This is a genomic window from Cupriavidus sp. BIC8F (assembly GCF_032465815.1).
Lineage (GTDB): Bacteria > Pseudomonadota > Gammaproteobacteria > Burkholderiales > Burkholderiaceae > Cupriavidus > Cupriavidus necator.
Map to the genome: position 1 here is coordinate 3,908,836 of NZ_CP136094.1, position 25,124 is coordinate 3,933,959.

A 25,124-nucleotide genomic window follows, 5' to 3' on the forward strand; every position below is an offset into this window, starting at 1 on the left:
CGGGAGCAAGGCCGGCATCGCCAACACCGCAGTGCCAGCCGGACTTTTGAACCAGATCTTTTGAACCGGATGGACTGCGGGGACGGGACGGGCATCGAAAACCTTCCGCTTCCCCTGCCCTGAACGCGCCTTCTGGTAGGAAGGCCGCCTGGCGCTGCTCGCCCGCTGCTTACCGCGACTCATACTATGCCGCGCGATACCGCAATGTTGGCGATTGTATGGCATTCCCGCCCCCGCCTGCAACCATCATCCGTTGCCCGGGCGGCGCCGGCGCCTCAGAACACCAGGCAGAATCCATGCTCAGCCAGCGAATGTGGCAGCAGCACCGCTCGCGCAATGCCAAGGCCGCCGAACGCCATCACCGCCAGGCCGGCCCCAAGGCGCACACCGGGACGTCGCGACAGCGTACGCAAGTAGCCCGACAGGCCGGAAAGCACCAGCAGGTTAGGCAGTGTGCCGAGCCCGAACACGCCCATCACGAGTGCGCCGGAAGCCGCGTTGCCCGCCAGCAGCGCCAGCGTAAGCGCCCCATAGACCATGCCGCACGGCACCAGGCCCCACGCCAGGCCCATGCCATAACGCCGCGCCAGTCCGCCGCGCGCCCGCACAAACGCCGGCATGGCGCCTGCCAGGCCACCCAGCCGCCGCGCCACCGCTGCGCTGGCGCGCGCCGCCATGCGCTCCAGCCAGTTGACAGTAAAAGTATTGCCGCGCAGCAACCGCCAGCCCGACCACAGCAGCATGACGCTGCCCGCCCCGAACAGCCAGCGCTGCACCGGCAGGTAGTCCTGTTTCCACGCCGACGCACCGACCGCGCCTAGCGCGGCACCGAGCAGCATATAGGTCGAGATCCGGCCCAGGTGCATAATCAGCAACTCGCCCAGCCAGGCGGCGCGGCTGGGCATCAGACTGATCGTCGCCATCTCGCCGCGGCGTTGCTCCACGGCCAGCGCCACGCCGCCGCACATGGCGGCGCAGTGGACCCCGCCAAGCAAAGCCAGCAGAAAAACGCTGATCAGCACGCCAAATGTCAATTCTCACTCCCTACCACATCACATCGCACGGTAAAATGTTTTAATCGCGCCCACGCTGCCATTTCTAGCAGGTTCCAATTGCTCACCTCCATTCCCGTTACCGAGATGTCGCCCCGCTGCTCCACCTGTGCCATGGGGCAGCTGTGCCTTCCGGTCGGCATGTCGCAGCAAGACCTCGCCAAGATGGACACGCTGGTGCAGGAACGCATCCGCGTGCACAAGGGTGAAACCCTGTATCGCATGGGCGATCCGCTCACAGCGGTCTATGCCGTGCGCTTTGGCACGCTCAAGACCCACGTCACAACCGAAGACGGCCGCTCGCAAATTACCGGCTTCCACCTGCCCGGCGAAATCGTCGGTCTCGACGGGCTGGGCGAGATGCAGCATGCCTCCGATGCCGCCGCGCTGGAAGATACCGAAGTCTGCGTGGTCCGCATGAGCGAATTGCAGTCCCTCTCGGCAGACCTGCCATCGCTGCAGCAGCAGTTCCTGCGCCTGATGGGCAAGGAAATCACGCACGACCAGCTGATGCTGGTCACGCTGGGCTCGATGCGCGCCGAGGAACGCCTCGCCGCCTTCCTGATCAACCTCTCTGAGCGCCTGTCGGCGCGCGGCTATTCGGCGTCCGAGTTCGTGATGCGCATGAGCCGCGAAGAGATCGGCAGCTACCTGGGCCTGAAGCTCGAAACCGTCAGCCGCCTGTTCTCTCGCTTTGCTGAAGCCGGCCTGATCCAGATTCGCCAGCGCCACGTCAAGCTCGTGGACATCGACGGCATCAAGCAACTCTACAGCCGCTCCTGCTAGGTGGCCAAGGCGCTGCCAGTGCCGCATCCGGCCATGGCAGCGCAGACTTCACGCCAGTCCGCTCATTCCAGTTCGTCGGTATCGCTGAGCCGCGTCGGCATGGTGTAGAGCGTCAGTCCGCTGGACAACGCGCAGAACACCCAGGCCATCAGGAAGCCGATGGTGTAGACCGATTCGCGGGACGCTTCGATCGGCTGACCGAAGAAGTTCAGGTCACCGGGATCCACCACCGAAAACACCGTCGCGGTCGCAAAGCCAGCCATCAGGAACGCCGGCCAGAGTACCCACATCAGCCAGCGCAACCTCATGGCTGCCTCACTGCGGCAGCCTTGGGCTGCGCGGCATCGGCTTTCTCCACCACCAGGCCATGACGCGTTGCACCCTGCACCGGCATGTCCGGATGCGTGGACGCCAGCCAGATCGTCACGCCGCACGCCACCATCGCCACCAGCGGGCCGCTCATCAACAGCCACGGCCACGGCTCCTTCCACCACGGATTGCCTTGCTGACTCATATTGCCCCCTTCATCTTGACGACTACGTCCGCGTCTGCCTAGCTTTACAAATCGCGCGGCACGATGAAACTGGTGGATTGCCGGATTTCGGCCTGCCCCCGCTCCGTGCCTTCGCTCGTCACTGTCACGTTGATCTTGTGCGTGCCCTGCGCCGCGGCCTCGATCGGCACGCGGATCCGGATCGGCAGCAACCGGTTGGATGTCGGCGCCAGCGATTCGGCCTGCTTGTCGTATTCCACCTTCAGGTTCTTCAGCTCTTCGCTGTCGGCGCGCACGCTGATCTTCATCGGCGCTTCGGTGGTGTTGATCAACTGCAGGCGATAGACGTTCTCGATCCAGCGGCCTTCCACTTCACGGCCGAGCGCACCACGGTCGCGGATGATGTCGACCTTCAGCGGCGTGCGCAGCGCGATCGACGCCATGAAGCCGGCCAGCAGCGCTACCCAGATCACGGAATAGATGATGACGCGCGGACGCAGCAGGCGCTTGCGCGATGCCACTGCGGACAAGGCCTTGCGCATCGCGTTTTCCGAGGTGTACCGGATCAGGCCGCGCGGATAGTCCATCTTGTCCATGACCTGGTTGCAGGCGTCGATGCAGGCGCCGCAGCCGATGCAGTCGTACTGCAGGCCGTCACGGATATCGATGCCCGTCGGGCACACCTGCACGCAGATGCTGCAGTTGACGCAGTCGCCAAGCCCCGCCTTGTAGTGGTCGGTCTTGCGCGACCGGCTGCCGCGCGGCTCGCCGCGGCCGACGTCGTAGGTCACGACATAGGTATCGCGATCCACCATCACGCTCTGGAAACGCGCATACGGGCACATGTACTTGCACACCTGCTCGCGCATGAAGCCCGCATTGCCCCAGGTGGCGAACGCGTAAAACAGCATCCAGAACGACTGCCACGGCCCCAGCGACAGGCTGAGCACCTCGCCGCCCAGCCCGCGGATCGGCGCGAAATAGCCGATGAAGGTAAAGCCGGTCCAGAGCGCAATCAGCACCCACAGGAAGTGCTTGGTCGCCTTCAGACGGAACTTGCGCAGGCTCCACGGATCGCCATCGAGCCGGATGCGGGCGATGCGGTCGCCTTCGACCCGCCGCTCGATCCACATGAAGATCTCGGTATAGACCGTCTGCGGACAGGCATAGCCGCAGAACAGCCGCCCCGCGATCGCCGTGAACAGGAACAGCGCCAGCGCCGAGATCACCAGCAGCACCGCCAGGTAGATCACATCCTGCGGCCACAGCACCAGCCCGAAGATGTAGAACTTGCGCGCGCCAAGGTCGAACAGCACGGCCTGGCGGCCATTCCATTGGAGCCAGGGCGTGCCGTAGTAGACCAACTGGGTCAGGATCACCAGCCAGACCCGCCAGCTGGAGAAGGCGCCCGTCACCGAGCGCGGGTAGATCTTGCGGCGGACCTCGTAGAGCGTTTCGTCAGAGGTCTCGCCCGGCGCAGCGGCCGACCGTTGCAGGTCGGCCGCCCGGGCCATTTCTTCTGTCCCGGGTGCGTTCATGGGCATGCTCTCCCGCGAGCCAACAGCGCCCGCTCACATGAGTCGTCGGTCATTGCCCGGCTCCGCTTCCCGTGTTGGACAAACCCCAGATATAGGCCGTCAGCATCCGGATGCGTTCAGGCGTCAGGATCTCCTCATGCGCGGGCATGTGGTTGTTGTGGCCCTTCAGGATGGCGTCGACGATGCTGCCTTCCGAGCTGCCATACAGCCAGACGTTGTCCGACAGATTGGGCGCACCGAGCGCCTGGTTGCCCTTGCCGCCGGCGCCGTGGCATGCCACGCAGGTCGTCTTGAAGGTGCCCTCGCCACGAGACGCACGGATCGGGTCCGACGACAGCCCCGACAGCGAGCGCACGTATTGCGCCACGTCGCCCGCCTGCTTGGCGTCGATGGTCGCGGCAAACGGCGGCATCACGCCATTCCGGCCCTTGGTGATGGTCTGCTGGATGATGTCGGGTTCGCCGCCATAGAGCCAGTCGTTGTCCGTCAGGTTCGGGAAGCCGCGGCTGCCGCGCGCGTCCGAGCCATGGCACTGTGCGCAGTAGTTCAGGAACAGGCGCTGGCCGATCTCGCGCGCCTGCGGATCCGCCGCCACCTGCCTGACGTCCATCTTCAGGTACTTGGCGTAGATCTCGTTCTGCATCTTCTCCTGCGCCGCGCGGTGTGCGGCAAGTTCGCCCTGCGTGGAGAACTTCAGCACGCCGGCATACGAACCCAGCCCCGGGTACAGCACCAGGTAGGCCAGGCTGAAGATGCAGGCCAGCAGGAACATCCACATCCACCAGCGCGGCAGCGGGTTGTTCAGCTCGCGCAGGTCACCGTCCCAGACATGGCCGGTGTCTTCAGTGCCGCCGGCGGTCTTGGTGACCTTGCGTTGCGAGAACAGCAGCCACACGCACCAGACGATGCCGACGAGCGCGATGGCGGCGATGTAATAACTCCAGAATTCGGAAATGAAATCGCTCATGGCTAGGTGTTCCGGCTCGATGTTGTCGTAGTTTCGTCAGGCAGCGCGAACGGCAGCATGGCGGATTCCCGGTTGGCGGCCTGCCGGCCGGCGGACCAGGCCCACCAGCAGATCCCCAGGAAGACGACCATCGACACGACGGTCGCAATGGCAGTGATCATGGCCATGGCTTACTCCTTGGGTGCCGCGGCCGCGGCGGAATCCACGCGGACGTTGCGGCGGTTGGTGCCCAGGCCTTGCAGGTAGGCAACCAGCGCATCCTCTTCGGTCCTGCCCTTGAGCTCGTCCGGTGCCTTGGCGATCTCGGCATCCGTGTACGGCACGCCCAGGCGCACCAGCGCGCGCATGCGGGCCTGGATATCGTTGGTGGGCAGCTCGGCCTTTTCCAGCCACGGGTACGATGGCATCACCGATTCCGGCACCACATCGCGCGGATTGCGCAAGTGGATGCGCTGCCAGTCATCCGAGTAGCGCCCGCCCACGCGCGCCAGGTCGGGACCGGTGCGTTTGGAGCCCCACAGGAACGGGTGGTCGTAGACCGACTCGCCCGCCGTGGAGAAGTGGCCGTAGCGCTCGGTCTCGGCCTGCAGCGTGCGCACTTGCTGCGAGTGGCAGCCGACGCAGCCTTCACGGATATAGATATCGCGGCCCATCAGCCGCAGCGGCGAATACGGGGTAATGCCCGGATCCGGCTCGGTGGTGGAGTGCTGGAAGAACAGCGGCACGATCTGGACCAGACCCGCAATGCTGACCACGAGGATCGTGCAGATGATCAGCCAGCCGATGTTCTTCTCCAGCGTTTCGTGGGAAAAGAAGCGTTGTTTGTCGGACATCTTTCTATCCTGGATTGATCAGTGGGCAGAGGCAGGGATGCTGGCCGGGATCGGCGCATCCACGGCGGGCTTGCCGACGATGGTCTTGAGCACGTTGTAGGCCATCAGCAGCATGCCGGACAGGAAGCACAGGCCACCCAGCAAGCGAATCAGGTAGAACGGGTACTTGGCCTTGACCGCTTCGACGAAGGCATAGGTCAGCGTGCCGTCAGGCTGCGTGGCGCGCCACATCAGGCCTTCCATCACCCCGGCGATCCACATCGAGGCGATATACAGCACCACGCCGATGGTCGCGATCCAGAAGTGCCACTCGATCAGCCGGACGCTGTACATCTGCTTCTCGCCGAACAGACGCGGGATCAGGTAGTAGAGCGAGCCGATCGAGATCATTGCGACCCAGCCCAGCGCGCCCGAGTGCACGTGCCCGATGGTCCAGTCCGTGTAGTGCGAGAGCGCGTTGACGGTCTTGATCGACATCATCGAGCCTTCGAACGTGGCCATGCCGTAGAACGACAGCGCCACCACCAGGAACTTCAGGATCGGGTCGGTGCGCAGCTTGTGCCAGGCCCCCGACAGGGTCATGATGCCGTTGATCATGCCGCCCCACGACGGCGCCAGCAGGATCAGCGAGAACACCATGCCCAGCGACTGCGCCCAGTCCGGCAGCGCGGTGTACTGCAGGTGGTGCGGGCCGGCCCACATGTAGGTGAAGTTCAGCGCCCAGAAGTGGACGATGGACAGGCGGTAGGAGAAGATCGGGCGCTCGGCCTGCTTGGGAATGAAGTAGTACATCATCCCCAGGAAGCTGGTGGTCAGGAAGAAGCCCACGGCATTATGGCCGTACCACCACTGGATCATCGCGTCCTGCACGCCGGCATAGGCCGAGTAGGACTTCCACAGAGACACCGGCATCTCGATGTTGTTGACGATATGCAGCAGCGCGATGGTCAGGATGTAGGCGCCGAAGAACCAGTTGGCGACGTAGATATGCCGGGTCTTGCGCTTGACGATGGTGCCGAAGAACACGATCGCGTAGGCCACCCAGACGGCGGTGATCAGCAGGTCGATCGGCCATTCCAGTTCGGCGTATTCCTTGGAGCTGGTGATCCCCAGCGGCAGCGTGATGGCGGCGGCGACGATGACCAGTTGCCAGCCCCAGAACGTGAACGCGGCCAGCGGGCCGCAGAACAGGCGCGCCTGGCAGGTGCGCTGGACCACGTAGTACGAGGTCGCGAACAGCGCGCTGCCGCCGAAGGCGAAAATCACTGCATTGGTATGCAGCGGCCGCAGCCGGCCAAACGACAGCCAGGGTGTGTTGAAGTTGAGTTCGGGCCAGATCAGCTGTGCTGCCAGCAGCACGCCGACGGCCATGCCGACGATCCCCCAGACTACCGTCATGACAGCGAACTGTCTTACGACGCCGTAATTGAAGGTGTCGACGCGTGAAGACGCGGCAGTGACATCCATTCAGACCCCCAAAGCTTAGAGAAGAGAAAAAACCTACTGACAGTGTGACTTTAGAAAAACCATGCTGCGTGTGCGTTGATCTTTATCAAGTCGCTCAGGGCATGCATGGAACCTGCGTGCGGGGCCCCGGTCGGAGGGCGCGTCGCACGGCGGGTTCAGGGCTTGTCGTTGTCCAGCAGGATCGATTCGGCGGGCCGGTCCAGGTCGTCGTACTGCCCGGCATGTAGGGCCCACCACAGCGCGCCCGCGATGACCACGACAAGCACCAGGCTCATCGGCACCAGCAGGTAAAGCGTTTCCATCAGTCAGACTCCCTTGTGCCGCGGCTTGCCGGCGCGCAGCAGGCGCCAGGCATTGGCCACCACCAGCAACGACGACAACGACATGCCGACGCCGGCCATCCAGGCCGTGACCAGCCCAGTCGCTGCGAGCGGGATGGCCACCACGTTGTAGAAGAAGGCCCAGCCCAGGTTCTGGCGCACCACCCGGCGCGTCTGGCGCGACACCGCCAACGCGGTGGCGATCTCGCCCACGCCGCCGTGCGTCAGCACCGCGTCCGCGCCGGCCTGGGCCAGCGGCGCGCCGCTGCCGATGGCAATCGACACCTGGGCCTGCGCCAGCACCGGCGCATCGTTGATGCCATCGCCCACGGCCAGCACCACCGCCCCGCCCTGCTGCAGCCGCGCCACATAGTCGCGCTTGCCTTCCGGGGTGACCGCGCCGGCCACGCAGCCGATGCCGAAGTGCGATGCCCACCAGTGGACCGCATCGGCGTGATCGCCCGATACCAGGTGGCAGCGCACGCCCAGTTCGCGCAGCCGTGCGAGCAGCTGCGGCGTCTGCGCCCGCTCGACATCGGCCAGGACGAAGCGCGCCAGCGGGCCCGCTGGCGCGCCCAGCCACACCACGGTGGCGCCAGGATGATCTGCATCGCTGCGCCCGGTGTCCGGTGCATGGCCGCTGTCGGGTCTCAGCGCCGCGACAAAGTCGGCGCGGCCAAGCCGCAGGCGTCGGCCATCGACGATCGCCTCCAGGCCCTGGCCCGGGATGTTGCGCATGTCGGACACCTCGAGCGGCATGCCGACGTTGCCCTGTGCCGCGGTCACCAGTGCGCGCGCGATCGGATGTTCGCCACCGCGCTCCATCGCGGCGGCCAGTGCCAGGCATTGCGCCCGGTCGGCGTCAGCCAGCGGCTCGACCGCCGCCACCGCAAAGCGGCCTTCGGTCAGCGTGCCGGTCTTGTCGAGCACCACGTCGGTGACGCGCGCCAGCGTCTCCAGCGCGTGGCCGCGTGTCAGCAGCACGCCACGGCGCGACAGGGCTGCACCGGCTGCGGCCAGTGCAGCTGGCGTGGCCAGCGACAAGGCGCACGGGCAACTGACCACCAGCACCGCAATCGTCACCAGCAAGGCGCGCGACGGATCGATCCAGACGCCCCACACCAGCCCGGTCAGCGCCGCCAGCACCAGCAGCGTCGCCACGAACCAGCCTGCGACGCGGTCGGCCAGCGTGGCCAGGCGCGGCTTTTCAGCCAACGCGCGGTCCAGCACGGCGACGATCTCGGCCAGGCGGGTGCCGGCGCCGACGCGCGTGATCCGCAGTTCGAGCGGGCTTGCCGTATTGAAGCTGCCGGCTAGCACGGTCTCGCCGGCGGCGCGGCGCACCGGGCGGCTCTCGCCGGTCAGCATGGATTCATCGAGTTCGCTCGCGCCAGCCACCACCGCGCCATCGGCGGGAACGATCTCGCCGGCCTTGACGCGGATGAGATCGCCCGCGCGCAGGCGCGCGACCGGCACACGCTCGCCGGCGGCACCGGTGCCAGCCAGCCGCTCGCAGGTGGCCGGCAGCTGGCGCGCCAGCATCTCGGCGCCACTGCGCGAGGCCTGGCGCACGCACAGTTCCAGGTAGCGGGCCAGCAGCAGGAAGGCGACGAACATCGTCACCGAATCGAAATACACCTCGCCCACGCCGCGCACCGTGGCCAGCACGCTGGCGGCAAAGCCGGCGCCGATGCCGATCGCCACCGGCACGTCCATGCCCATATGGCGCTGGCGCAGGCTGCGCCAGGCACCGGCAAAGATCGGCGAGGCGGCATAGAACACCACCGGCAGCGTCAGGGCGAAGCTGGCCCAGCGCATCAGCTGGAGCTGACCAGGGTCGATGGTGGCCTCGTGCGTGTAGATCGGCCACGCATACATCATGACCTGCATCATGCCGAGCATGGCCACGGCCATGCGCATCAGCAGCCCGCGGCGCGCGCGGCGGTCCTGCTGGTCGGTGCGCGAGACTTCGAATGGCCAGGCCATGTAGCCGATCCCGGCCAGCGCGGCCAGCAGCCCCGCCACCGTCTGGGCGCCATCGCGCCAGCGCACCACCACGCGCCGAGTGGCGACATTGGCGACCGCGGACTCCACGCCCGGCTGGCGGCTCAGGTGCTGTTCGATCAGCCACGCGCAGGCGGCGCAGCGGATGTTCTCGGGCGCCAGCGTGATCTCGGCGCGGCCGCCGTCAAGCGGGCGGACAAACTGGGAGCGCAGCTCAGGAGTGTCGTAGGCGGCCCAGATCGGCTCGGCCTCGCGCCGGGCGTCGTCGTCGATGGGGCGGGCGAAGCGGGCTTCATCCCCGTACAAGTGGGCAAAGCCGGCCGCATGGAGGGTCTGCGCCAGTGCCTGGCAACCGCCGCAGCAGAACACCCGGCGGCGGCCGTCCAGCTCTGCGGCAAGCGGTTCGGTGTCGATGACGGGCAGGCCGCAATGGAAGCAGGCCAGCCGCGCACCGGCGCCGGACGCACCCGGGCCCGCGGCGTCACGGAGCGCGGCCGGCGGGTACGGTGCCAGCAAGCTGGCTGAAGGACTGGTGACTGGGGGCGACGACATGGGGACCTTTTTCTACCCAATGGAGGGTATATGCGGGTCCCCGAATCGACCTTGATATAGGTCAATGCGGCCCGGCTATTGTCGCGCCGGGCCGGAAAACAACGCTCAGGTGAGCGTGGTATCCATGGTGCGGCGCTCGGATTCCAGGTATTCGCGCGATTGCATCTCGATGATGCGCGATACGGTCCGATGGAACTCATTGGCCATCTGGCCTTCGGTGTAGAGCTCGTCCGCGGGCACTTCCGCCGACATCAGCAGTTTGACCTTGTGGTCGTAGAAGACATCGATCAGCCAAGTGAAGCGGCGTGCCTCGGACGACATGCGCGGCGTCATGCGCGGCACGTCGGACAGGATCACGGTATGGAACTGGGACGCCAGTTCCAGGTAGTCGTTCTGCGAGCGCGGGCCGCCGCACAGCGTGGCAAAGTCGAACCACACCACGCCGTTGGCCTTGCGCAGCGCACGCAGCTCGCGGTGCTCGATATGCAGCAGCGGCGACTCATCGGCCACACCGGCAATCGAGGTGAAGGCGTCGCGCAGCGCGGAACTCGCCTTGGCGCCGAGCGGCGTGTGGTACGCCTGCACCTGCTCCAGCGCGCGCTTGCGGTAATCGATGCCCGCATCGACATTGAGCACGTCGAGCTTCTGCTGCAGCAGCGCGATGGCCGGCAGCACGCGGTCGCGGTGCAGGCCATCCGGATACAGCAGGTCCGGGCGGTAGTTGGAGGTCATCACGAACTGCACGCCGTTCTCGAACATCTGCTGCAGCAGGCGATGCAGGATCATCGCGTCAGCGACATCGCTGACGTGGAATTCATCGAAGCAGATCAGCCGGAAGCGGCGCGCAATGCGTTTGGCCAACTCATCCAGCGGATCAGGACGGCCGCGCAGCTCTTCGAGCTGGCGATGGACCTCGCGCATGAACTCGTGGAAATGCAGCCGCGTCTTGCGCACCACCGGCACGCAGGTATAGAAGCTGTCCATCAGGAAGGACTTGCCGCGCCCCACCCCACCCCACAAGTAGACACCCTTGGGCACGTCGGGACGGACCAGTAGCTTCTTCAGGGCACTGTTGCGGCGGCTCTTGTAGGTCACCCATTCGTCGTAGCACTGCTGCAGCCGGGCCACGGCGCGCAACTGCGCCTCGTCGGACTGGTAGCCGCGCTCCTTCAGTTCCTTCTCGTAGTACTCAGTGACGTTCATGCTGGCGGGTTCATGCTGGCGGGTTCCCAGGGGACGCCCCGCAAGTGAAAACGGCGCGCCGCAGGTGCGGCGCGCCGGTACTCAGGCAACGGAAGGCATGCGCCTTACATGTTGAGCTGACGCTTGTCGACGGCCAGCGCGGCTTCGCGCATGACTTCCGACATCGACGGGTGCGGATGGCAGACGCGGCCGATATCCTCGCTGGCGGCCTTGAACTCCATCGCCACCACGGCTTCGGCGATCAGGTCAGAGGCGTTGGCGGCAACGATGTGCACGCCCAGGATTTCGTCGGTCTTGGCGTCGGCCAGCATCTTGACGAAGCCGTCGGCATGGCCCATGCCCAGCGCACGGCCGTTGGCCATGAACGGGAACTGGCCGGCCTTGTACTCGCGGCCTTCGGCCTTGAGCTGGGCTTCGGTCTGGCCTACCCATGCGATTTCCGGGAAGGTGTAGATCACCCACGGAACGCAGTTGTAGTCGATGTGCGGCTTCTGCCCGGCGATGCGCTCGGCCACGGCCACGCCTTCGTCCTCGGCCTTGTGCGCCAGCATCGGGCCGCGCACCACGTCGCCGATGGCCCACAGGCCCGGCACCTTGGTGGCGCAGTGGTCGTCCACCTCGATGAAGCCGCGCTGGTCCGCGGCCAGGCCGACGGCGTCCAGGCCCAGGTTGTCGGTATTGGGCACGCGGCCGACCGACACGATCAGGCGATCGACTTCCAGGGTCTGGGCCTTGCCGTCCTTGTCGGTGTACTTGACGGTCACGCCGTTCTTGCCGGTCGTCACTTCGTTGACGTTCACGCCGAGGCAGAACTTCAGGCCCTGCTTGGTCAGCTGCTTCTGCGCTTCCTTGGCCACGCCTTCGTCGGCGGCACCCAGGAATGCGGGAAGCGCTTCCAGCACGGTCACGTCGGCACCCAGGCGGCGCCACACCGAGCCCAGCTCCAGGCCAATCACGCCGGCGCCGATCACGCCCAGCTTCTTCGGCACTGCGGGGAACTTGAGCGCGCCCTCGTTATCGCTGACCAGGTCGTTGTCGACCTTGATGCCCGGCAGGTGGCGAGCCTTCGAGCCAGTGGCGATGATGACCTGCTTGGCGGTCACGACTTCACCGGCAACGTCGACCTGGAAGCCCTCGGCGGTCTTGCCGACGAACTTGCCGTAGCCCTTGAGCAGCGTCACCTTGTTCTTGCGGAACAGGAACTCGATGCCCTTGGTCATCTTGCCGACGATGTCGTCCTTGCGCTTGAGCATCTTGGCCACGTCGACCTTGACGTCGCCCACGGTGATGCCGTGGTCGCCCAGGTGGTGCTGGACGTTCTCGAACTCTTCCGAGGAAGCCAGCAGCGCCTTGGAGGGGATGCAGCCCACGTTCAGGCAGGTGCCGCCCAGGCGGGCTTCGCCCTTGGGATCGTCATACGGATTGCCTTCGCAGCAGGCCACGTTCAGGCCCAGCTGGCCGGCACGGATGGCGGCGATGTAGCCGCCGGGGCCGGCGCCGATCACCAGCACGTCGAATTGTTTGCTCATGGGAATTCCTTTGTGGGCGCCGGCGACAGCTTGTGCCGGCGCGCCTTCATCACGGGGGAAGCGCGCCCCGCGCACGGCAGACGTGCGCGGGGGGGACCGTCTATTACAGGTCCAGCAGCAGGCGGGCCGGATCTTCCAGCGCGTCCTTCATGGCGACCAGGCCCAGCACGGCTTCACGGCCGTCGATGATGCGGTGGTCATACGACATCGCCAGGTAGTTCATCGGGCGGATCACGATCTGGCCGTCTTCCACCACCGGGCGGTCCTTGGTGGCGTGCACGCCCAGGATGGCCGATTGCGGCGGGTTGATGATCGGGGTCGACAGCATCGAGCCGAACACGCCGCCGTTGGAGATCGAGAACGTACCGCCGGTCAGTTCTTCCAGCGACAGCTTGCCGTCACGGGCCTTGACGCCGAACTCGGCAATCTTCTTCTCGATGTCGGCCAGGCTCATCTGGTCGGCATTGCGCAGGATGGGCACCACCAGGCCGCGCGGCGAGCCCACGGCGATGCCGATGTCGAAGTAGCCGTGGTAGACGATGTCGTTGCCGTCGATCGAAGCATTGATCAGCGGGAACTTCTTCAGCGCGTGCACCGCGGCCTTGACGAAGAACGACATGAAGCCCAGCTTGACGCCGTGTTCCTTCTCGAAGCGGTCCTTGTACTTGTTGCGCAGGTCCATCACCGGCTTCATGTTCACTTCATTGAAGGTGGTGAGGATGGCGTTGGTCGATTGCGATTGCAGCAGGCGCTCGGCGATACGGGCGCGCAGGCGGCTCATCGGCACGCGCTCTTCCGGGCGGTCGCCCAGCGCGGCGAAGTCAACCGGGGCCGAAACCTGCTGCAGCGCCGGCTTGGCGGCCGGAGCCGGGGCAGCCTTGGCAGCAGGAGCCGGCGCAGCGGCTGCACCCAGCACGTCGCCCTTGGTGATGCGGCCGTCCTTGCCGGTGCCAGCAACCTGGCCAGCCGACAGGCCGGCTTCGGCCATCAGCTTGGCAGCCGACGGCATCGCCACGGCGCCGGCGGCGGCCGGTGCGGCAGCAGCCGGTGCGGGGGCGGCAGCGGCGGGGGCCGGAGCAGCGGCGGCCGGTGCGGCGGCGCCAGCGGTGGCTTCGGTGTCGATCTTGGCGATGATTTCATCGGCCACGACGGTGTCACCATCGTTCTTGACGATGATCGACAGGACACCAGCCGACGGGGCCGGCACTTCCAGCACGACCTTGTCGGTTTCGATCTCGATCAGGATTTCGTCCTGTGCAACAGCCTCGCCCGGATTCTTCTTCCAGTTGAGCATGGTCGCTTCGGCGACCGATTCGGACAGTTGCGGAACCTTGACGTCAACGATAGCCATGGTTGTGAATTCCTCGTGTTATGCGTGTTGTCTTTATGCGGGCAATGCCACGGCGTACGTCTGCGCGCGCCGCCGTGGCTGCCGCTTGATTTACTTGGTCAGAACAAAGCCCTTGAGCTTGGCGAAGGCAGCATCCAGCAGCGCCTTCTGTTGCTCGTTGTGCTTTGCGTAGTAGCCCACTGCCGGCGAAGCCGAAGCGGGACGACCGGCATAACCGAGCTTCTGGCCATCCGTCATGTTTTCCATGATGTAGTGCTGCACGAAGAACCAGGCACCCTGGTTCTGCGGCTCGTCCTGGCACCACACGATTTCGGTGGCGTTCGGATACTTCTTGAGTTCTGCTGCCACGGCCTTGTGCGGGAACGGATACAGCTGTTCCAGGCGGATCACCGCCGTATCGTTGGCCTCGCGTTCCTTGCGCGTGTTGACCAGGTCGTAGTAAACCTTGCCCGAGCACATGATGACGCGCTTGACCTTGCTGGCGTTGAGCTCTTCGTGGTCAGGGATGACCGTCTCGAAGTGGCCCTTGGCCAGGTCCGACAGCGGCGACACGGCGTCCTTGTTACGCAGCAGCGACTTTGGCGTCATGATCACCAGCGGCTTGCGGAACAGACGGATCATCTGGCGGCGCAGCAGGTGGAAGATCTGGGCCGGCGTGGTCGGCTGGCAGACCTGCATGTTGTGGTCCGCGCAAAGCTGCAGGAAGCGCTCGATACGGGCCGAGCTGTGTTCCGGGCCCTGGCCTTCGTAGCCGTGCGGCAGCATCAGGGTCAGGCCGGAGGCGCGGCCCCACTTCACTTCACCCGACGAGATGAACTGGTCGATCACCACCTGGGCGCCGTTGACGAAGTCGCCGAACTGGGCTTCCCAGATCACCAGCGCGTTCGGTTCGGCGGCCGAGTAGCCGTATTCGAAACCGAGTACGGCTTCTTCGGACAGCACCGAGTCGATCACCGTGAACGGTGCCTGGTTTTCCGACACGTTCTGCAGCGGCACGTAGCTGCCGGCATCCCAGCGCTCGCGGTTCTGGTCGTGCAGCACCGAGTGGCGGTGGGTGAAGGTGCCGCGGCCGGCATCCTGGCCGGTGATGCGCACCGGGTAGCCCGAGGACACCAGCGAGGCGAAGGCCAGGTGCTCACCCATGCCCCAGTCCAGCGGCTGGTCGCCGCGGCCCATGTTGGCGCGGTCCTTGACGACCTTTTCCACCAGCGGGTGCAGCTTCAGCGTCTCAGGCGTGGTGGTGATGCGTTCGGCCAGGCGCTTCAGCTCGGTCACCGGCACTGCGGTGTCGGCGGCGTCGGTCCACTTGCGGTTCAGGAACGGCATCCAGTCCACGGCGAACTTGTTCTTGAAGTTCGACAGGACGGGGTCGGCGGTGTGCTTGCCGGCGTCCATCGCGGCGCGGTATTCCTTGACCTTCTCGTCGCCGAACTCGGCCGGGACCAGGTTCTGCGCGGCCAGCTTGTCGGCGTACAGCTTGCGCGTGCCGGGGTGCTGGGCGATCTTCTTGTACATCAGCGGCTGCGTGACCGCCGGGGTGTCCTGCTCGTTGTGCCCCAGCTTGCGGAAGCAGATGATGTCGACCACGACATCCTTCTTGAACTCCATGCGGAAGTCCACGGCCAGCTGCATGGCGTACACCACGGCTTCGGGATCGTCGCCGTTCACGTGCAGCACCGGGGCCTCGATCATCTTGACCACGTCCGTGCAGTACAGCGTCGAACGCGCGTCGCGCGGGTCGGAGGTGGTGAAGCCGATCTGGTTGTTGATGACGATGTGCATCGAGCCGCCCGTGCCGTAGCCGCGGGTCTGCGCGAGGTTCAGCGTCTCCATCACCACGCCCTGGCCGGCAAAGGCCGCGTCGCCGTGCACCTGCACCGGCAGCACTTCCTTGTGGCCGACTTCGCCGCGGCGTTCCTGGCGGGCCTTGGCCGAGCCCTCGACCACCGGGTTGACGATTTCCAGGTGCGACGGGTTGAACGCCAGCGACAGGTGGACCGGGCCGCCCTCGGTCGAGACATCGCTCGAGAAGCCCTTGTGGTACTTGACGTCACCGGCCGGCAGGTCGTCGACGTGCTTGCCTTCGAATTCGGCGAACAGGTCGGCGGGCATCTTGCCCAGGGTGTTGACCAGCACGTTCAGGCGGCCGCGGTGGGCCATGCCGATCACGATTTCCTGCACGCCCTTGCTGCCGGCGTGCTGGATCAGCTCGTCCATGGCGGCGATGAAGCTTTCGCCGCCTTCGAGCGAGAAGCGCTTCTGGCCGACGTACTTGGTGTGCAGGAAGCGCTCCAGGCCTTCAGCCGCGGTCAGGCGGTCCAGGATGTGCTTCTTCTTTTCCAGCGTGAACACCGGCTTGGAACGCGTGGTTTCCAGGCGCTCCTGCCACCAGCGCTTCTGCGCCTGGTCGCTCACGTACATGAATTCGAAACCGATGGTGCCACAGTAGGTTTCGCGCAGGTTGTTGAGCAGCTCGCGCAGGCTCATCGACTCCTTGCCAAAGTAGGTGTTGCTGGCATTGAAGACGATGTCGAGGTCGGCTTCGGAGAAACCGTAGAACGCCGGGTCCAGGTCCGGCAGGGGCGGACGCTCCTGGCGCTTGAGCGGGTCCAGGTCGGCCCAGTGCGAACCGATGTTGCGGTAGGCGGCGATCAGCTGGGTGGCAGCGACGCGCTTGCGGCCCATGTCGGAATCGGCCGAGGCAACGATGGTCTTGATGGGGCCCTGCTTGGCGCGCTCGGCGAACGAGGCAACGATGGGAGCGTGGGCGATGTCCCGGCCGTTCGAGCCGTCGACGGCGGGAACATTCTGCATCGCGTCGAAATACGCGCGCCAATTGTCGGGAACCGAGGCGGGGTTCTGGAGGTAGGCTTCGTACAGTTCTTCGACATACGGGGCGTTACCGCCGAAGAGGTACGAGTTGCTCTGATACTGCTGCATCATGGGACGCTCACTATTCTCCGGGAATGCCGGAGTTCAGCGGGTTATTCAACCTTCCGCGACACGGCTTGACCGGTTAGCGGATCGCAAACAACTCTTGGGAGCCCGACTGAGACGCCTACGCAAACGGCACCGCCAGGGCGTCGCATGTGATGGCTTCCTCACGAGGCCCGAAAGGGCAAGTTGTGCGGGGAAGGACCTAAAGTCTTCACGGCGCTAAGAATAGCATGAATTGCCTTGGATCAATGTGGACTTTTCGCGATACGAAACAGCCACCCACGACAATTCGATGCGCAATCAGCGAATTAGCAACATCCGCACAACAATTTCATCAAGGCGATATCTGGTCGACGGCGTCGGTGATCAGCCCGTCCAGGCCCCAGGCCAGCAACTGCTCGGCACGCTCCGGGTCATTGACCGTGTAGCTGAGGACCCTGAAGCCGGCAGCATGCGCGTCGGCAATCACCTTGGCATTGAGCACACGGTGGTTGGCATCCAGCGCCACGCAATCGAGCTCGCGCAGCCGGTCCAGCCAGTCCACGGGCAGCTTGTCGAGCAGCAGCGCCCTCGGCAGGTCCGGCGCAACCCGGCGCGCCGCCGCCAGCGCGTCTTCGGAGAAGGACGACAGCAACGGGGGCACTGGCGCGCCGCGCCAGAGGCTCTGCGCGTCCAGCGCCACGGCTGCGCCGGTCAGGGTCTCCCGGCCCGGGACAGGCTTGATCTCGATATTGATGCAATACCCGTTGGCGCAGGTGTAGCGTGCGATTGCCCTGAGTGTCGGCACGGGTTCGCCCGCAAAGGTGGCGCTGTGCCAGCTGCCGGCGTCGAGCTGCGCCACTTCGCCCAGGGTCAGGCTGTCCACCCGTCCGCTGCCGGAGGTGGTGCGGTCCAGCGTGGCGTCATGCATCAGGACCGGCTTGCCGTCAGCCGTCAGTTTCACGTCGAACTCGAACATCCGGTAACCGAAGGACGCACCGTGGCGGAAGGCCGCAAGCGTATTCTCCGGCGCCAGCTTGCCCGCGCCACGGTGCGCGATATGGCGCGGATACGGCCAGTTGTCGGTGGTCACCGCGCCTGGCCAGGTTGTCTGTTCGTCTGCCATGATCAGGCCTCGATGCGCTTGCCCGTATCGGGCGCAAAGAAATGCAGGTGCTCCGCCGACGACGTCACCGGCAGGCGGTCGCCGGCGCGCACGTGCGCATGGCTGTCCAGCCGCACCACCACCGCCTGTCCGCCGAGCGAACCATAGGCGAAGGAATCCGCGCCGAGCGCCTCGACCACGCGCACATCGACTTCGGCGATGGCCTCATGCGCGGCGCACGGCTCGATATGCTCCGGGCGCAGTCCCAGCAGTGCCTGCTCCGGCAGGTGCAGCCCCATCGGCAGGTGCCCCATCGTGGCATTGGCGGCCTCGCCCTCCTTCGCCACTACGCGCATCTGCGCGCTGGTGTCGCCGCCGGCGTTGCGCGCCACCGGGATCAGGTTCATCGGCGGCGAGCCGATAAAGCCGGCCACGAAGGTGCTGGCCGGCCGCGAATAGACGTCCAGCGGCGTGCCGATCTGCTCGACGCGTCCGGCGTTGAGCACCATCATGCGGTCGGCCAGCGTCATCGCCTCGACCTGGTCGTGCGTGACGTACAGGCTGGTGGTGCCCAGGCGCCGGTGCAGCTCCTTCAGTTCCAGCCGCATCTGTACGCGCAGCTTGGCGTCCAGGTTGGACAGCGGCTCGTCGAACAGGAACACCGCCGGCTCGCGCACGATGGCGCGGCCCATGGCCACGCGCTGGCGCTGCCCGCCCGACAGCTGGCGCGGCTTGCGGTCCAGCAGCGGCGCCAGCTCCAGGATCCCGGCGGCATGGTTCACCCGCTGGGCGATCTCGGCCTTGGCCATGCCGCGGATCTTCAGGCCGTAGGCCATGTTGTCGTACACGCTCATATGCGGATAGAGCGCGTAGTTCTGGAACACCATGGCGATGTCCCGCTCGGCCGGCTCCAGATTGTTGACGACCTTGTCGCCGATATGGATCTCGCCGCCGGTGATGGTTTCCAGCCCCGCCACCATGCGCAGCAGCGTGGACTTGCCGCAGCCCGAGGGGCCGACGATGACGATGAACTCGCCGTCGGCGATCTCCATGTCGATGCCGTGCACCACCTTGACGTTGCCGGCGTAGGTTTTCTGAACGTTGCGTAGCGACAGATTTGCCATTGCTGTTGTCCTGCGTGCGCGCGGGTGGCGCGCCACGCCTTATTTTTCCGTTTCGACCAGGCCCTTGACGAACCACTTCTGCATCAGCACCACCACCACCGCGGGCGGGATCATCGCCAGCATCACCGTGGCCATCACCAGGTTCCAGTCAGTGGCGGCATCGCCAGAGCGCGAGATCATCTGCGTCACACCCACCACCACCGGCGTCATCGACTTCTGCGTGGTGATCAGCAGCGGCCACAGGTACTGGTTCCAGCCGTAGATGAACTGAATCACGAAGAGCGCGGCGATGCTGGTGCGCGACAGCGGCAGCACCACGTCCCAGAAGAAACGCAGCGGTCCCGCGCCGTCGATGCGCGCCGCCTCGGCCAGCTCGTCCGGAATGGTCAGGAAGAACTGGCGGAACAGGAAGGTGGCGGTCGCCGACGCTATGATCGGGATGGTCAGGCCGAAGTAGCTGTCCAGCATGCCGAGGTCCGACACCACCTTGTAAGTCGGCAGGATACGCACCTCCACCGGCAGCATCAGCGTGATGAAGATCAGCCAGAAGAAGGTCTTGCGCAGCGGGAACTTGAAATAGACGATGGCAAAGGCCGAGATGATCGAGATGGCGATCTTCCCGAGCGCAATGCCCAGCGCCATGATCAGGCTGTTCTTCATCATGGTCGAGACCGGCGATGCGGCCTCGCCCACGCCCTGGAACAGCACGGTGCGATAGTTCTCGATCAGGTGGCTGCCGGGGATCAGCGTCATCGGCGCGTCCAGCACCTCTTCGGCGGTCAGCGTGGACGCGACGAAGGTCAGGTACACCGGGAACACCACGATCACGATGCCCAGGATCAGCACCGCGTGGCTCAGGAAATCAAGGAAGGGGCGACGTTCTACCATGTGCTGTCTCCGTCAGTACTGGACCTTGCGTTCCACGTAGCGGAACTGCACCACGGTCAGCGCGATCACGATCACCATCAGCACCACCGACTGCGCGGCCGAGCCCCCGATGTCCATGCCGCGGAAGCCGTCATGGAAGACCTTGTAGACCAGCGTGTTGGTCGAATTGAACGGGCCGCCGTGGGTGACCGCGTCGATGATCGCGAAGGTATCGAAGAACGCGTAGACCACGTTGATCACCATCAGGAAGAAGGTGGTCGGCGACAGCAGCGGGAACACGATCGACCAGAAGCGGCGCCACGGGCCGGCGCCGTCGATGGCGGCGGCCTCGATCAGCGAGCGCGGGATGCTCTGCAGCCCGGCCAGGAAGAACAGGAAGTTGTAGCTGATCTGCTTCCAGGCTGCGGCCAGCACCACCAGCAGCAATGCCTGGTCGCCGTTGAGCAGGAAGTTCCATTCCACGCCGAGCTTGCGCAGCGCATAAGAGACCACGCCCAGCGTCGGGTTGAACATGAACATCCACAGCACGCCGGCCACGGCCGGCGCCACCGCATACGGCCAGATCAGCAGCGTCTTGTAGCCGACGGCGCCGCGGATGATGCGGTCGGCAAAATAGGCCAGCGCCAGCGCGGTGGTCAGTCCCACCACCGTGACGCCCACGGCAAAGATGGCGGTGGTCTGGAACGAATCCACGTACAGCGGGTCGTTCAACAGCATGCGGAAGTTGTCCAGGCCGACGAACTCCAGGTTGATGCCAAAGGCATCCTGCTGCAGCATCGACTGGTACAACGCCTGCCCGGCGGGCAGGAAGAAGAAGATCAGCGTGATTGCGATCTGCGGCAAGACCAGCAGATACGGCAGCCACGGCGAACGGAAAACGACGCGTTTTTCCATAAACGGATTCCGGCGAATGCCGCGGGTCGCGGCATCGGACTAGGTACGGAGTTGCGGGCGGTCCCGATCGGTGCGACGGGGCCGTCCACAATGCAAGCGGGCGGAGGTTTCGCCACCGCCCGCTTGTCACATCAGCTTGCTGGCAATGCCGGCTTACTCGCGGGCAGTCTTCTGGAAGCGCTCCAGCAGATCATTGCCGCGGGCCACGGCCGAGTCCAGCGCCGCCTTGGGCTCCTTCTTGCCGGCCCAGACGGCTTCCAGCTCTTCGTCCACCACGGTGCGGATCTGCACCATGTTGCCCAGGCGCACGCCGCGCGACTTGTCCGTGGTCTTGACCACCATCTGCTGCACCGACACATCGGCACCCGGGTTCTTGTCGTAGTAGCCCGATTTCTTCGTCATCTCGTAGGCGGCCATCGTCACCGGCAGGTAGCCGGTGGCCTGGTGCCAGTCAGACTGGATCTCGGGGCGCGACAGGAAATTGAAGAACTTGGCCACGCCCTTGTACTCGTCGGGCTTCTTGCCGCCCATCACCCACAGCGAAGCGCCGCCGATGATGGTGTTCTGCGGGGCACCCTGCACCTCCGGGTAATACGGCAGTTGCGCCACCGCGAACGCGAACTTGGCGTTCTTGCGGATATTGGCCAGCGATGCCGACGAACCGGTGAACATCGCGCACTCGCCGTTGTAGAACTTGGCCTGCGATTCGGCCTTGCGCCCGCCGTAGCTGAAATAGCCCTTCTTCACCATGTCCTGCAGGTTGGTGATGTGCTTGACGTGCAGCGGGCTGTTGAAGAGCAGGCGCGTATCGGTGCCGCCGAAGCCGTTGTTCTTGGACGCGTACAGGGTGTTGTGCCAGGCCGAGAAGCTCTCCAGGTGGACCCAGCCCTGCCAGTCGGTGGTATAGGCGCAGTTGGTGCCCGAGGCCTTGAGCTTGGCCGAGTACTGCATCACCTCGGGCCAGGTCTTGGGCGGCTTTTCCGGATCCAGGCCGGCCTTCTTGAAGGCGTCCTTGTTGTAGTAGAACACCGTGGTCGAGCTGTTGAACGGGAACGACAGCATTTCGCCCTTGGACGAGGTGTAGTAGCCCGCCACCGCCGGGATATAGGCCTTCTGGTCGAACTTCTCGCCGGCGTCCCTCATCACCGCCGACACCGGCTTGATCGCGCCCTTGGCGCTCATCATGGTGGCGGTGCCCACTTCAAACACCTGCAGGATGGCGGGCGAGCCGCCGGCACGGAAGGCCGCAATGCCCGCGGCCATGGTTTCGTCGTAGTTGCCCTTGTTGACCGGCACCACCTTGTATTCGGACTGGCTGGCGTTGAACTTGTTGGCGATCTCGTTCACCTTGTCGTTCAGGGCGCCCTGCATGGCGTGCCACCACTGGATTTCAACGGCGGCGTGGGCACTGCCGGCCCCGGTCAGGGCTGCCAGCGCTGCGAGTTTGAGCACGGTACGGGAAAAGGACATCGGTGGCTCTCCTTTGGTCTGTCTGTTCCGGTCGGTCGAAAATCCGACAGCATGTGATTCTTTTATGACAGCGGCATGTTACGCCTGTCGCACCTGCGCTAGCAAATCAGCAGATTCACCAGTATGGCCAGTACGGTGAGTCTTGCAGTGCAATAAGAGCAATTACCGCCAGATCCACGGTTACAATGGCCCGCCATGCAATCCCTGAACAAACTCTCTAATACGGCGCTGCGCAGCGTGCGCGGCGTGCTGACCGACATCGACGGCACCCTGACCACCGACGGGCGGCTGCCGGCCTCGACGTACCTGGCACTCGACGGCCTGCGCCGCGCGGGCCTGCACGTGATCCCGGTCACCGGGCGCTGCATCGCCTGGGCCGAGATCCTGACCCGGCTGTGGCCGGTCGACGCCATCATCGGCGAGAACGGTGCGTTCTACTCGCACCTGCACAACGGCCGCCTGCAAACACGTTTCCTGGACGATGCGCCAACGCGCGCACGCAACCTGGAGCGCATCCACGCGCTGGGCCAGCGCATCGTGCGCGAAGTGCCGGGCTGCGCGCTGGCCTCGGACCAGGCCTGGCATGCCGCCGACCTGGCTATCGACCATGCCGAGGATGTCGCGCCGTTGCCTGAAGACGCCGTGGCCCGCATCGCCGCCATCATGCGCGAGGCCGGCATGACCGCCACCGTCAGCTCGATCCATGTCAACGGCTGGTTCGGCCTGCACGACAAGCTGTCGATGAGCAAGCTGTGCGTGGCCGAACTGCTGGGCGAAGACGTGGACGAGCGCCGCGACGAATGGCTGTTTATCGGCGATTCGGCCAACGATGCCAGCATGTTCGCCCACTTTCCGCTGTCGGTTGGCGTGGCCAACGTGCGCGACATCCTGCCGCAGCTGCCGGTGCCGCCGGCCTATATCACTGCAGCGGCCGGTGGCGAAGGCTTTGCCGAGATGGCGCAGCGGCTGGTCGAAGCGCGCGGCTGAATACGTCACGCAAAACAAAAAACCGGCCGGGAAAATCCCGGCCGGTTTTTTTGTCGCCTGCCCTGCCCTGGCTCAGTCGAAGCCCAGCTCCTGCAGCTTGCGCGTGATGGTATTGCGCCCGATTCCGAGCCGGGTCGCCGCCTCGACGCGGCGCCCGCGCGTGACACCCAGCGCGGCCTCCAGCACCGCCTTCTCGAACCGGCGCGTCAGCACATCCATGACCTCCGGCTGGCCGGCTTCGAGCATCGCCCGTGCCTCGCCGGCGAGCAGGCTTTCCCAGCCGGCCGAGGCCGGGGCCGGGACCACCGTCGCCGCGGACGCGGGCCGGACTGCGGTGGCCGTGTCGGCCTCAGCCACCGTCGTCGCGTACCCGCCGTAGTCGGCCAGGTCAGGCGCGCTTTCATACTCGGGCGCGCGCACTTCGGCAACGCGCTCAGGCCGCGGCGTATTGACCGGCTCGCTGGTACCGGCCCCCAGCATCTCGCGCGGCAGGTCCTTGACCTCGATGGTCTGGGCCGGCGCCATCACGGTCAGCCAGTTGCACAGGTTCTCCAGCTGGCGCACGTTGCCGGGGAACGGCAGCGTGCTGACATAGGCCAGCGCTTCGTCGGACATGCGCTTGGGCTCGACGCCCAGTTCCTTGGCGCTCTTCTGCAGGAAATGACGCGCCAGCAGCGTGATGTCCTCCGGACGTTCGCGCAGCGGCGGCAGGCGCAGCCGGATCACGTTCAGGCGGTGAAACAAGTCCTCGCGGAACAGCCCTTCCTTGACGCGCAACTCCAGGTTCTGGTGCGTGGCAGCAATCACGCGCACATTGGCGCGCAAGGGGTTGTGGCCGCCGACGCGATAGAAATTGCCATCGGACAGCACGCGCAGCAGGCGCGTCTGCAGGTCGAACGGCATGTCGCCGATTTCATCGAGGAACAGCGTGCCGCCCTCGGCCTGCTCGAAGCGGCCGCGCCGCATGGTCTGCGCACCGGTGAAGGCGCCGCGCTCATGGCCGAATAGTTCGGATTCGAGCAGGTCCTTGGGGATGGCTGCGGTATTGAGCGCGATAAAGGGCCCGTTGGCGCGCGGGCTGTGCTTGTGCAGCGCGCGTGCGACCAGTTCCTTGCCGGTGCCGGACTCGCCGGTGATCATAACCGTCACATTGGACTGCGAGAGCCGGCCGATGGCGCGGAACACGTCCTGCATCGCCGGCGCCTGGCCGAGGATCTCGGGCGCATCGACCAGGCGGTCGTCCAGTTCTTCCTCGCGCAGGCTTTCTTCCAGCGCGCGGCGGATCAGCTCGACCGCCTTGTCGACATCGAAGGGCTTGGCCAGGTATTCGAAGGCGCCGCCCTGGAACGCAGCCACGGCGCTGTCCAGGTCCGAGTAGGCCGTCATCACGATGACCGGCAGGCCCGGATGCCGCGCCTTGATGGCCTGCAGCAGGTCCAGGCCCGATCCGCCGGGCATGCGGATATCCGATATCAGCACCTGCGGCTGGTCGTCTTCCAGCGCGGCCAGCGCATCCCGCACATTGGTGAAGCTGCGCGAGAGCAGGCTTTCACGGGCAAGGGCCTTTTCCAAGACCCAGCGGATTGATTGATCGTCGTCGACTATCCAGATCGGCTTCATGTGCGTCGCTTGTCTGCTCGGTGTC

General features: G+C 65.4%; 22 protein-coding genes. 2 read left to right on the forward strand and 20 right to left on the reverse strand.

The annotated features are described in order from the left end of the window. Window positions 1-275 precede the first annotated feature (275 nt). Complete coding sequence (locus RS901_RS18230; protein ID WP_316150288.1) at window positions 276-1,034, reverse strand: sulfite exporter TauE/SafE family protein; 759 nt, start codon at window positions 1,032-1,034, stop codon at window positions 276-278. A gap of 78 nt (window positions 1,035-1,112) precedes the next feature. Here RS901_RS18230 and fnr point away from each other — a divergent pair, with 78 nt between their 5' ends. Then, the gene (gene fnr, locus RS901_RS18235; RefSeq protein ID WP_316150291.1) at window positions 1,113-1,838 is read left to right on the forward strand and encodes a fumarate/nitrate reduction transcriptional regulator Fnr; all 726 of its coding nucleotides are present in this window, start codon (window positions 1,113-1,115) and stop codon (window positions 1,836-1,838) included. Between the two features lie 62 nt (window positions 1,839-1,900). On the opposite strand, the gene RS901_RS18240 is transcribed toward fnr, so the two are convergent. The 18 genes from RS901_RS18240 to ugpB form a co-directional block, all read right to left on the reverse strand. Further along, a complete protein-coding gene (locus RS901_RS18240; RefSeq protein WP_013957176.1) occupies window positions 1,901-2,146 on the reverse strand; it encodes a hypothetical protein in 246 nt (81 codons plus the stop codon). Beyond that, entirely contained in the window at window positions 2,143-2,352 is a 210-nt protein-coding gene (locus RS901_RS18245) for a hypothetical protein (RefSeq protein ID WP_316150295.1), read from the reverse strand. The genes RS901_RS18240 and RS901_RS18245 overlap by 4 nt, the downstream gene beginning before the upstream one ends. A gap of 44 nt (window positions 2,353-2,396) precedes the next feature. Beyond that, entirely contained in the window at window positions 2,397-3,869 is a 1,473-nt protein-coding gene (gene ccoG, locus RS901_RS18250) for a cytochrome c oxidase accessory protein CcoG (RefSeq protein ID WP_410054128.1), read from the reverse strand. A 49-nt stretch (window positions 3,870-3,918) separates the two neighbouring features. Beyond that, window positions 3,919-4,836 carry a cytochrome-c oxidase, cbb3-type subunit III gene (gene ccoP, locus RS901_RS18255; RefSeq protein WP_316150297.1) on the reverse strand — a complete coding sequence of 306 codons (918 nt, stop codon included), beginning with the start codon at window positions 4,834-4,836 and terminating at the stop codon, window positions 3,919-3,921. Window positions 4,837-4,838: 2 nt separating this feature from the next. Further along, window positions 4,839-5,003, reverse strand: coding sequence for a cbb3-type cytochrome oxidase subunit 3 (locus RS901_RS18260; RefSeq protein WP_010809472.1), 165 nt, complete (start codon window positions 5,001-5,003; stop codon window positions 4,839-4,841). A gap of 3 nt (window positions 5,004-5,006) precedes the next feature. After that, window positions 5,007-5,669 carry a cytochrome-c oxidase, cbb3-type subunit II gene (gene ccoO, locus RS901_RS18265; protein WP_316150300.1) on the reverse strand — a complete coding sequence of 221 codons (663 nt, stop codon included), beginning with the start codon at window positions 5,667-5,669 and terminating at the stop codon, window positions 5,007-5,009. 18 nt (window positions 5,670-5,687) lie between these two features. Next, window positions 5,688-7,136, reverse strand: coding sequence for a cytochrome-c oxidase, cbb3-type subunit I (gene ccoN / locus RS901_RS18270; RefSeq protein ID WP_316150302.1), 1,449 nt, complete (start codon window positions 7,134-7,136; stop codon window positions 5,688-5,690). A gap of 155 nt (window positions 7,137-7,291) precedes the next feature. Then, window positions 7,292-7,438, reverse strand: coding sequence for a cbb3-type cytochrome oxidase assembly protein CcoS (ccoS, locus tag RS901_RS18275; RefSeq protein WP_010809469.1), 147 nt, complete (start codon window positions 7,436-7,438; stop codon window positions 7,292-7,294). A gap of 3 nt (window positions 7,439-7,441) precedes the next feature. Further along, window positions 7,442-10,012 (reverse strand): heavy metal translocating P-type ATPase, encoded by a 2,571-nt coding sequence (locus tag RS901_RS18280; RefSeq protein ID WP_316150310.1) that lies wholly within the window; start codon window positions 10,010-10,012, stop codon window positions 7,442-7,444. A 105-nt stretch (window positions 10,013-10,117) separates the two neighbouring features. Further along, the gene (zapE, locus tag RS901_RS18285) at window positions 10,118-11,215 is read right to left on the reverse strand and encodes a cell division protein ZapE (protein ID WP_316150311.1); all 1,098 of its coding nucleotides are present in this window, start codon (window positions 11,213-11,215) and stop codon (window positions 10,118-10,120) included. Window positions 11,216-11,319: 104 nt separating this feature from the next. Then, a complete protein-coding gene (gene lpdA / locus RS901_RS18290) occupies window positions 11,320-12,744 on the reverse strand; it encodes a dihydrolipoyl dehydrogenase (RefSeq protein ID WP_316150312.1) in 1,425 nt (474 codons plus the stop codon). Window positions 12,745-12,847: 103 nt separating this feature from the next. Beyond that, a complete protein-coding gene (gene odhB / locus RS901_RS18295) occupies window positions 12,848-14,095 on the reverse strand; it encodes a 2-oxoglutarate dehydrogenase complex dihydrolipoyllysine-residue succinyltransferase (RefSeq protein ID WP_316150313.1) in 1,248 nt (415 codons plus the stop codon). A 90-nt stretch (window positions 14,096-14,185) separates the two neighbouring features. Then, window positions 14,186-17,038, reverse strand: coding sequence for a 2-oxoglutarate dehydrogenase E1 component (locus RS901_RS18300; protein WP_316150315.1), 2,853 nt, complete (start codon window positions 17,036-17,038; stop codon window positions 14,186-14,188). Window positions 17,039-17,366: 328 nt separating this feature from the next. Continuing rightward, on the reverse strand, window positions 17,367-18,137 hold the full coding sequence (gene ugpQ, locus RS901_RS18305) for a glycerophosphodiester phosphodiesterase (protein WP_316150316.1): 771 nt from the start codon (window positions 18,135-18,137) through the stop codon (window positions 17,367-17,369). A 2-nt stretch (window positions 18,138-18,139) separates the two neighbouring features. Next, entirely contained in the window at window positions 18,140-19,240 is a 1,101-nt protein-coding gene (locus RS901_RS18310) for a sn-glycerol-3-phosphate import ATP-binding protein UgpC (protein ID WP_316150318.1), read from the reverse strand. A gap of 39 nt (window positions 19,241-19,279) precedes the next feature. Next, window positions 19,280-20,128 (reverse strand): sn-glycerol-3-phosphate ABC transporter permease UgpE, encoded by an 849-nt coding sequence (ugpE, locus tag RS901_RS18315; RefSeq protein WP_013957190.1) that lies wholly within the window; start codon window positions 20,126-20,128, stop codon window positions 19,280-19,282. 12 nt (window positions 20,129-20,140) lie between these two features. Continuing rightward, window positions 20,141-21,022: a sn-glycerol-3-phosphate ABC transporter permease UgpA gene (gene ugpA / locus RS901_RS18320; protein WP_316150320.1), complete on the reverse strand. Its 882-nt coding sequence runs from the start codon at window positions 21,020-21,022 to the stop codon at window positions 20,141-20,143. A 153-nt stretch (window positions 21,023-21,175) separates the two neighbouring features. Continuing rightward, entirely contained in the window at window positions 21,176-22,492 is a 1,317-nt protein-coding gene (gene ugpB / locus RS901_RS18325) for a sn-glycerol-3-phosphate ABC transporter substrate-binding protein UgpB (RefSeq protein ID WP_316150322.1), read from the reverse strand. A gap of 195 nt (window positions 22,493-22,687) precedes the next feature. Between ugpB and RS901_RS18330 the strand changes: the two genes are divergently transcribed. Continuing rightward, window positions 22,688-23,479, forward strand: coding sequence for an HAD-IIB family hydrolase (locus tag RS901_RS18330; RefSeq protein WP_316150323.1), 792 nt, complete (start codon window positions 22,688-22,690; stop codon window positions 23,477-23,479). Window positions 23,480-23,551: 72 nt separating this feature from the next. Here the strand turns inward: RS901_RS18330 and ntrC are convergent, their stop codons facing one another. Beyond that, window positions 23,552-25,099, reverse strand: a complete 1,548-nt coding sequence (ntrC, locus tag RS901_RS18335; protein WP_316150325.1) for a nitrogen regulation protein NR(I) — start codon at window positions 25,097-25,099, stop codon at window positions 23,552-23,554. Window positions 25,100-25,124: the final 25 nt, after the last annotated feature.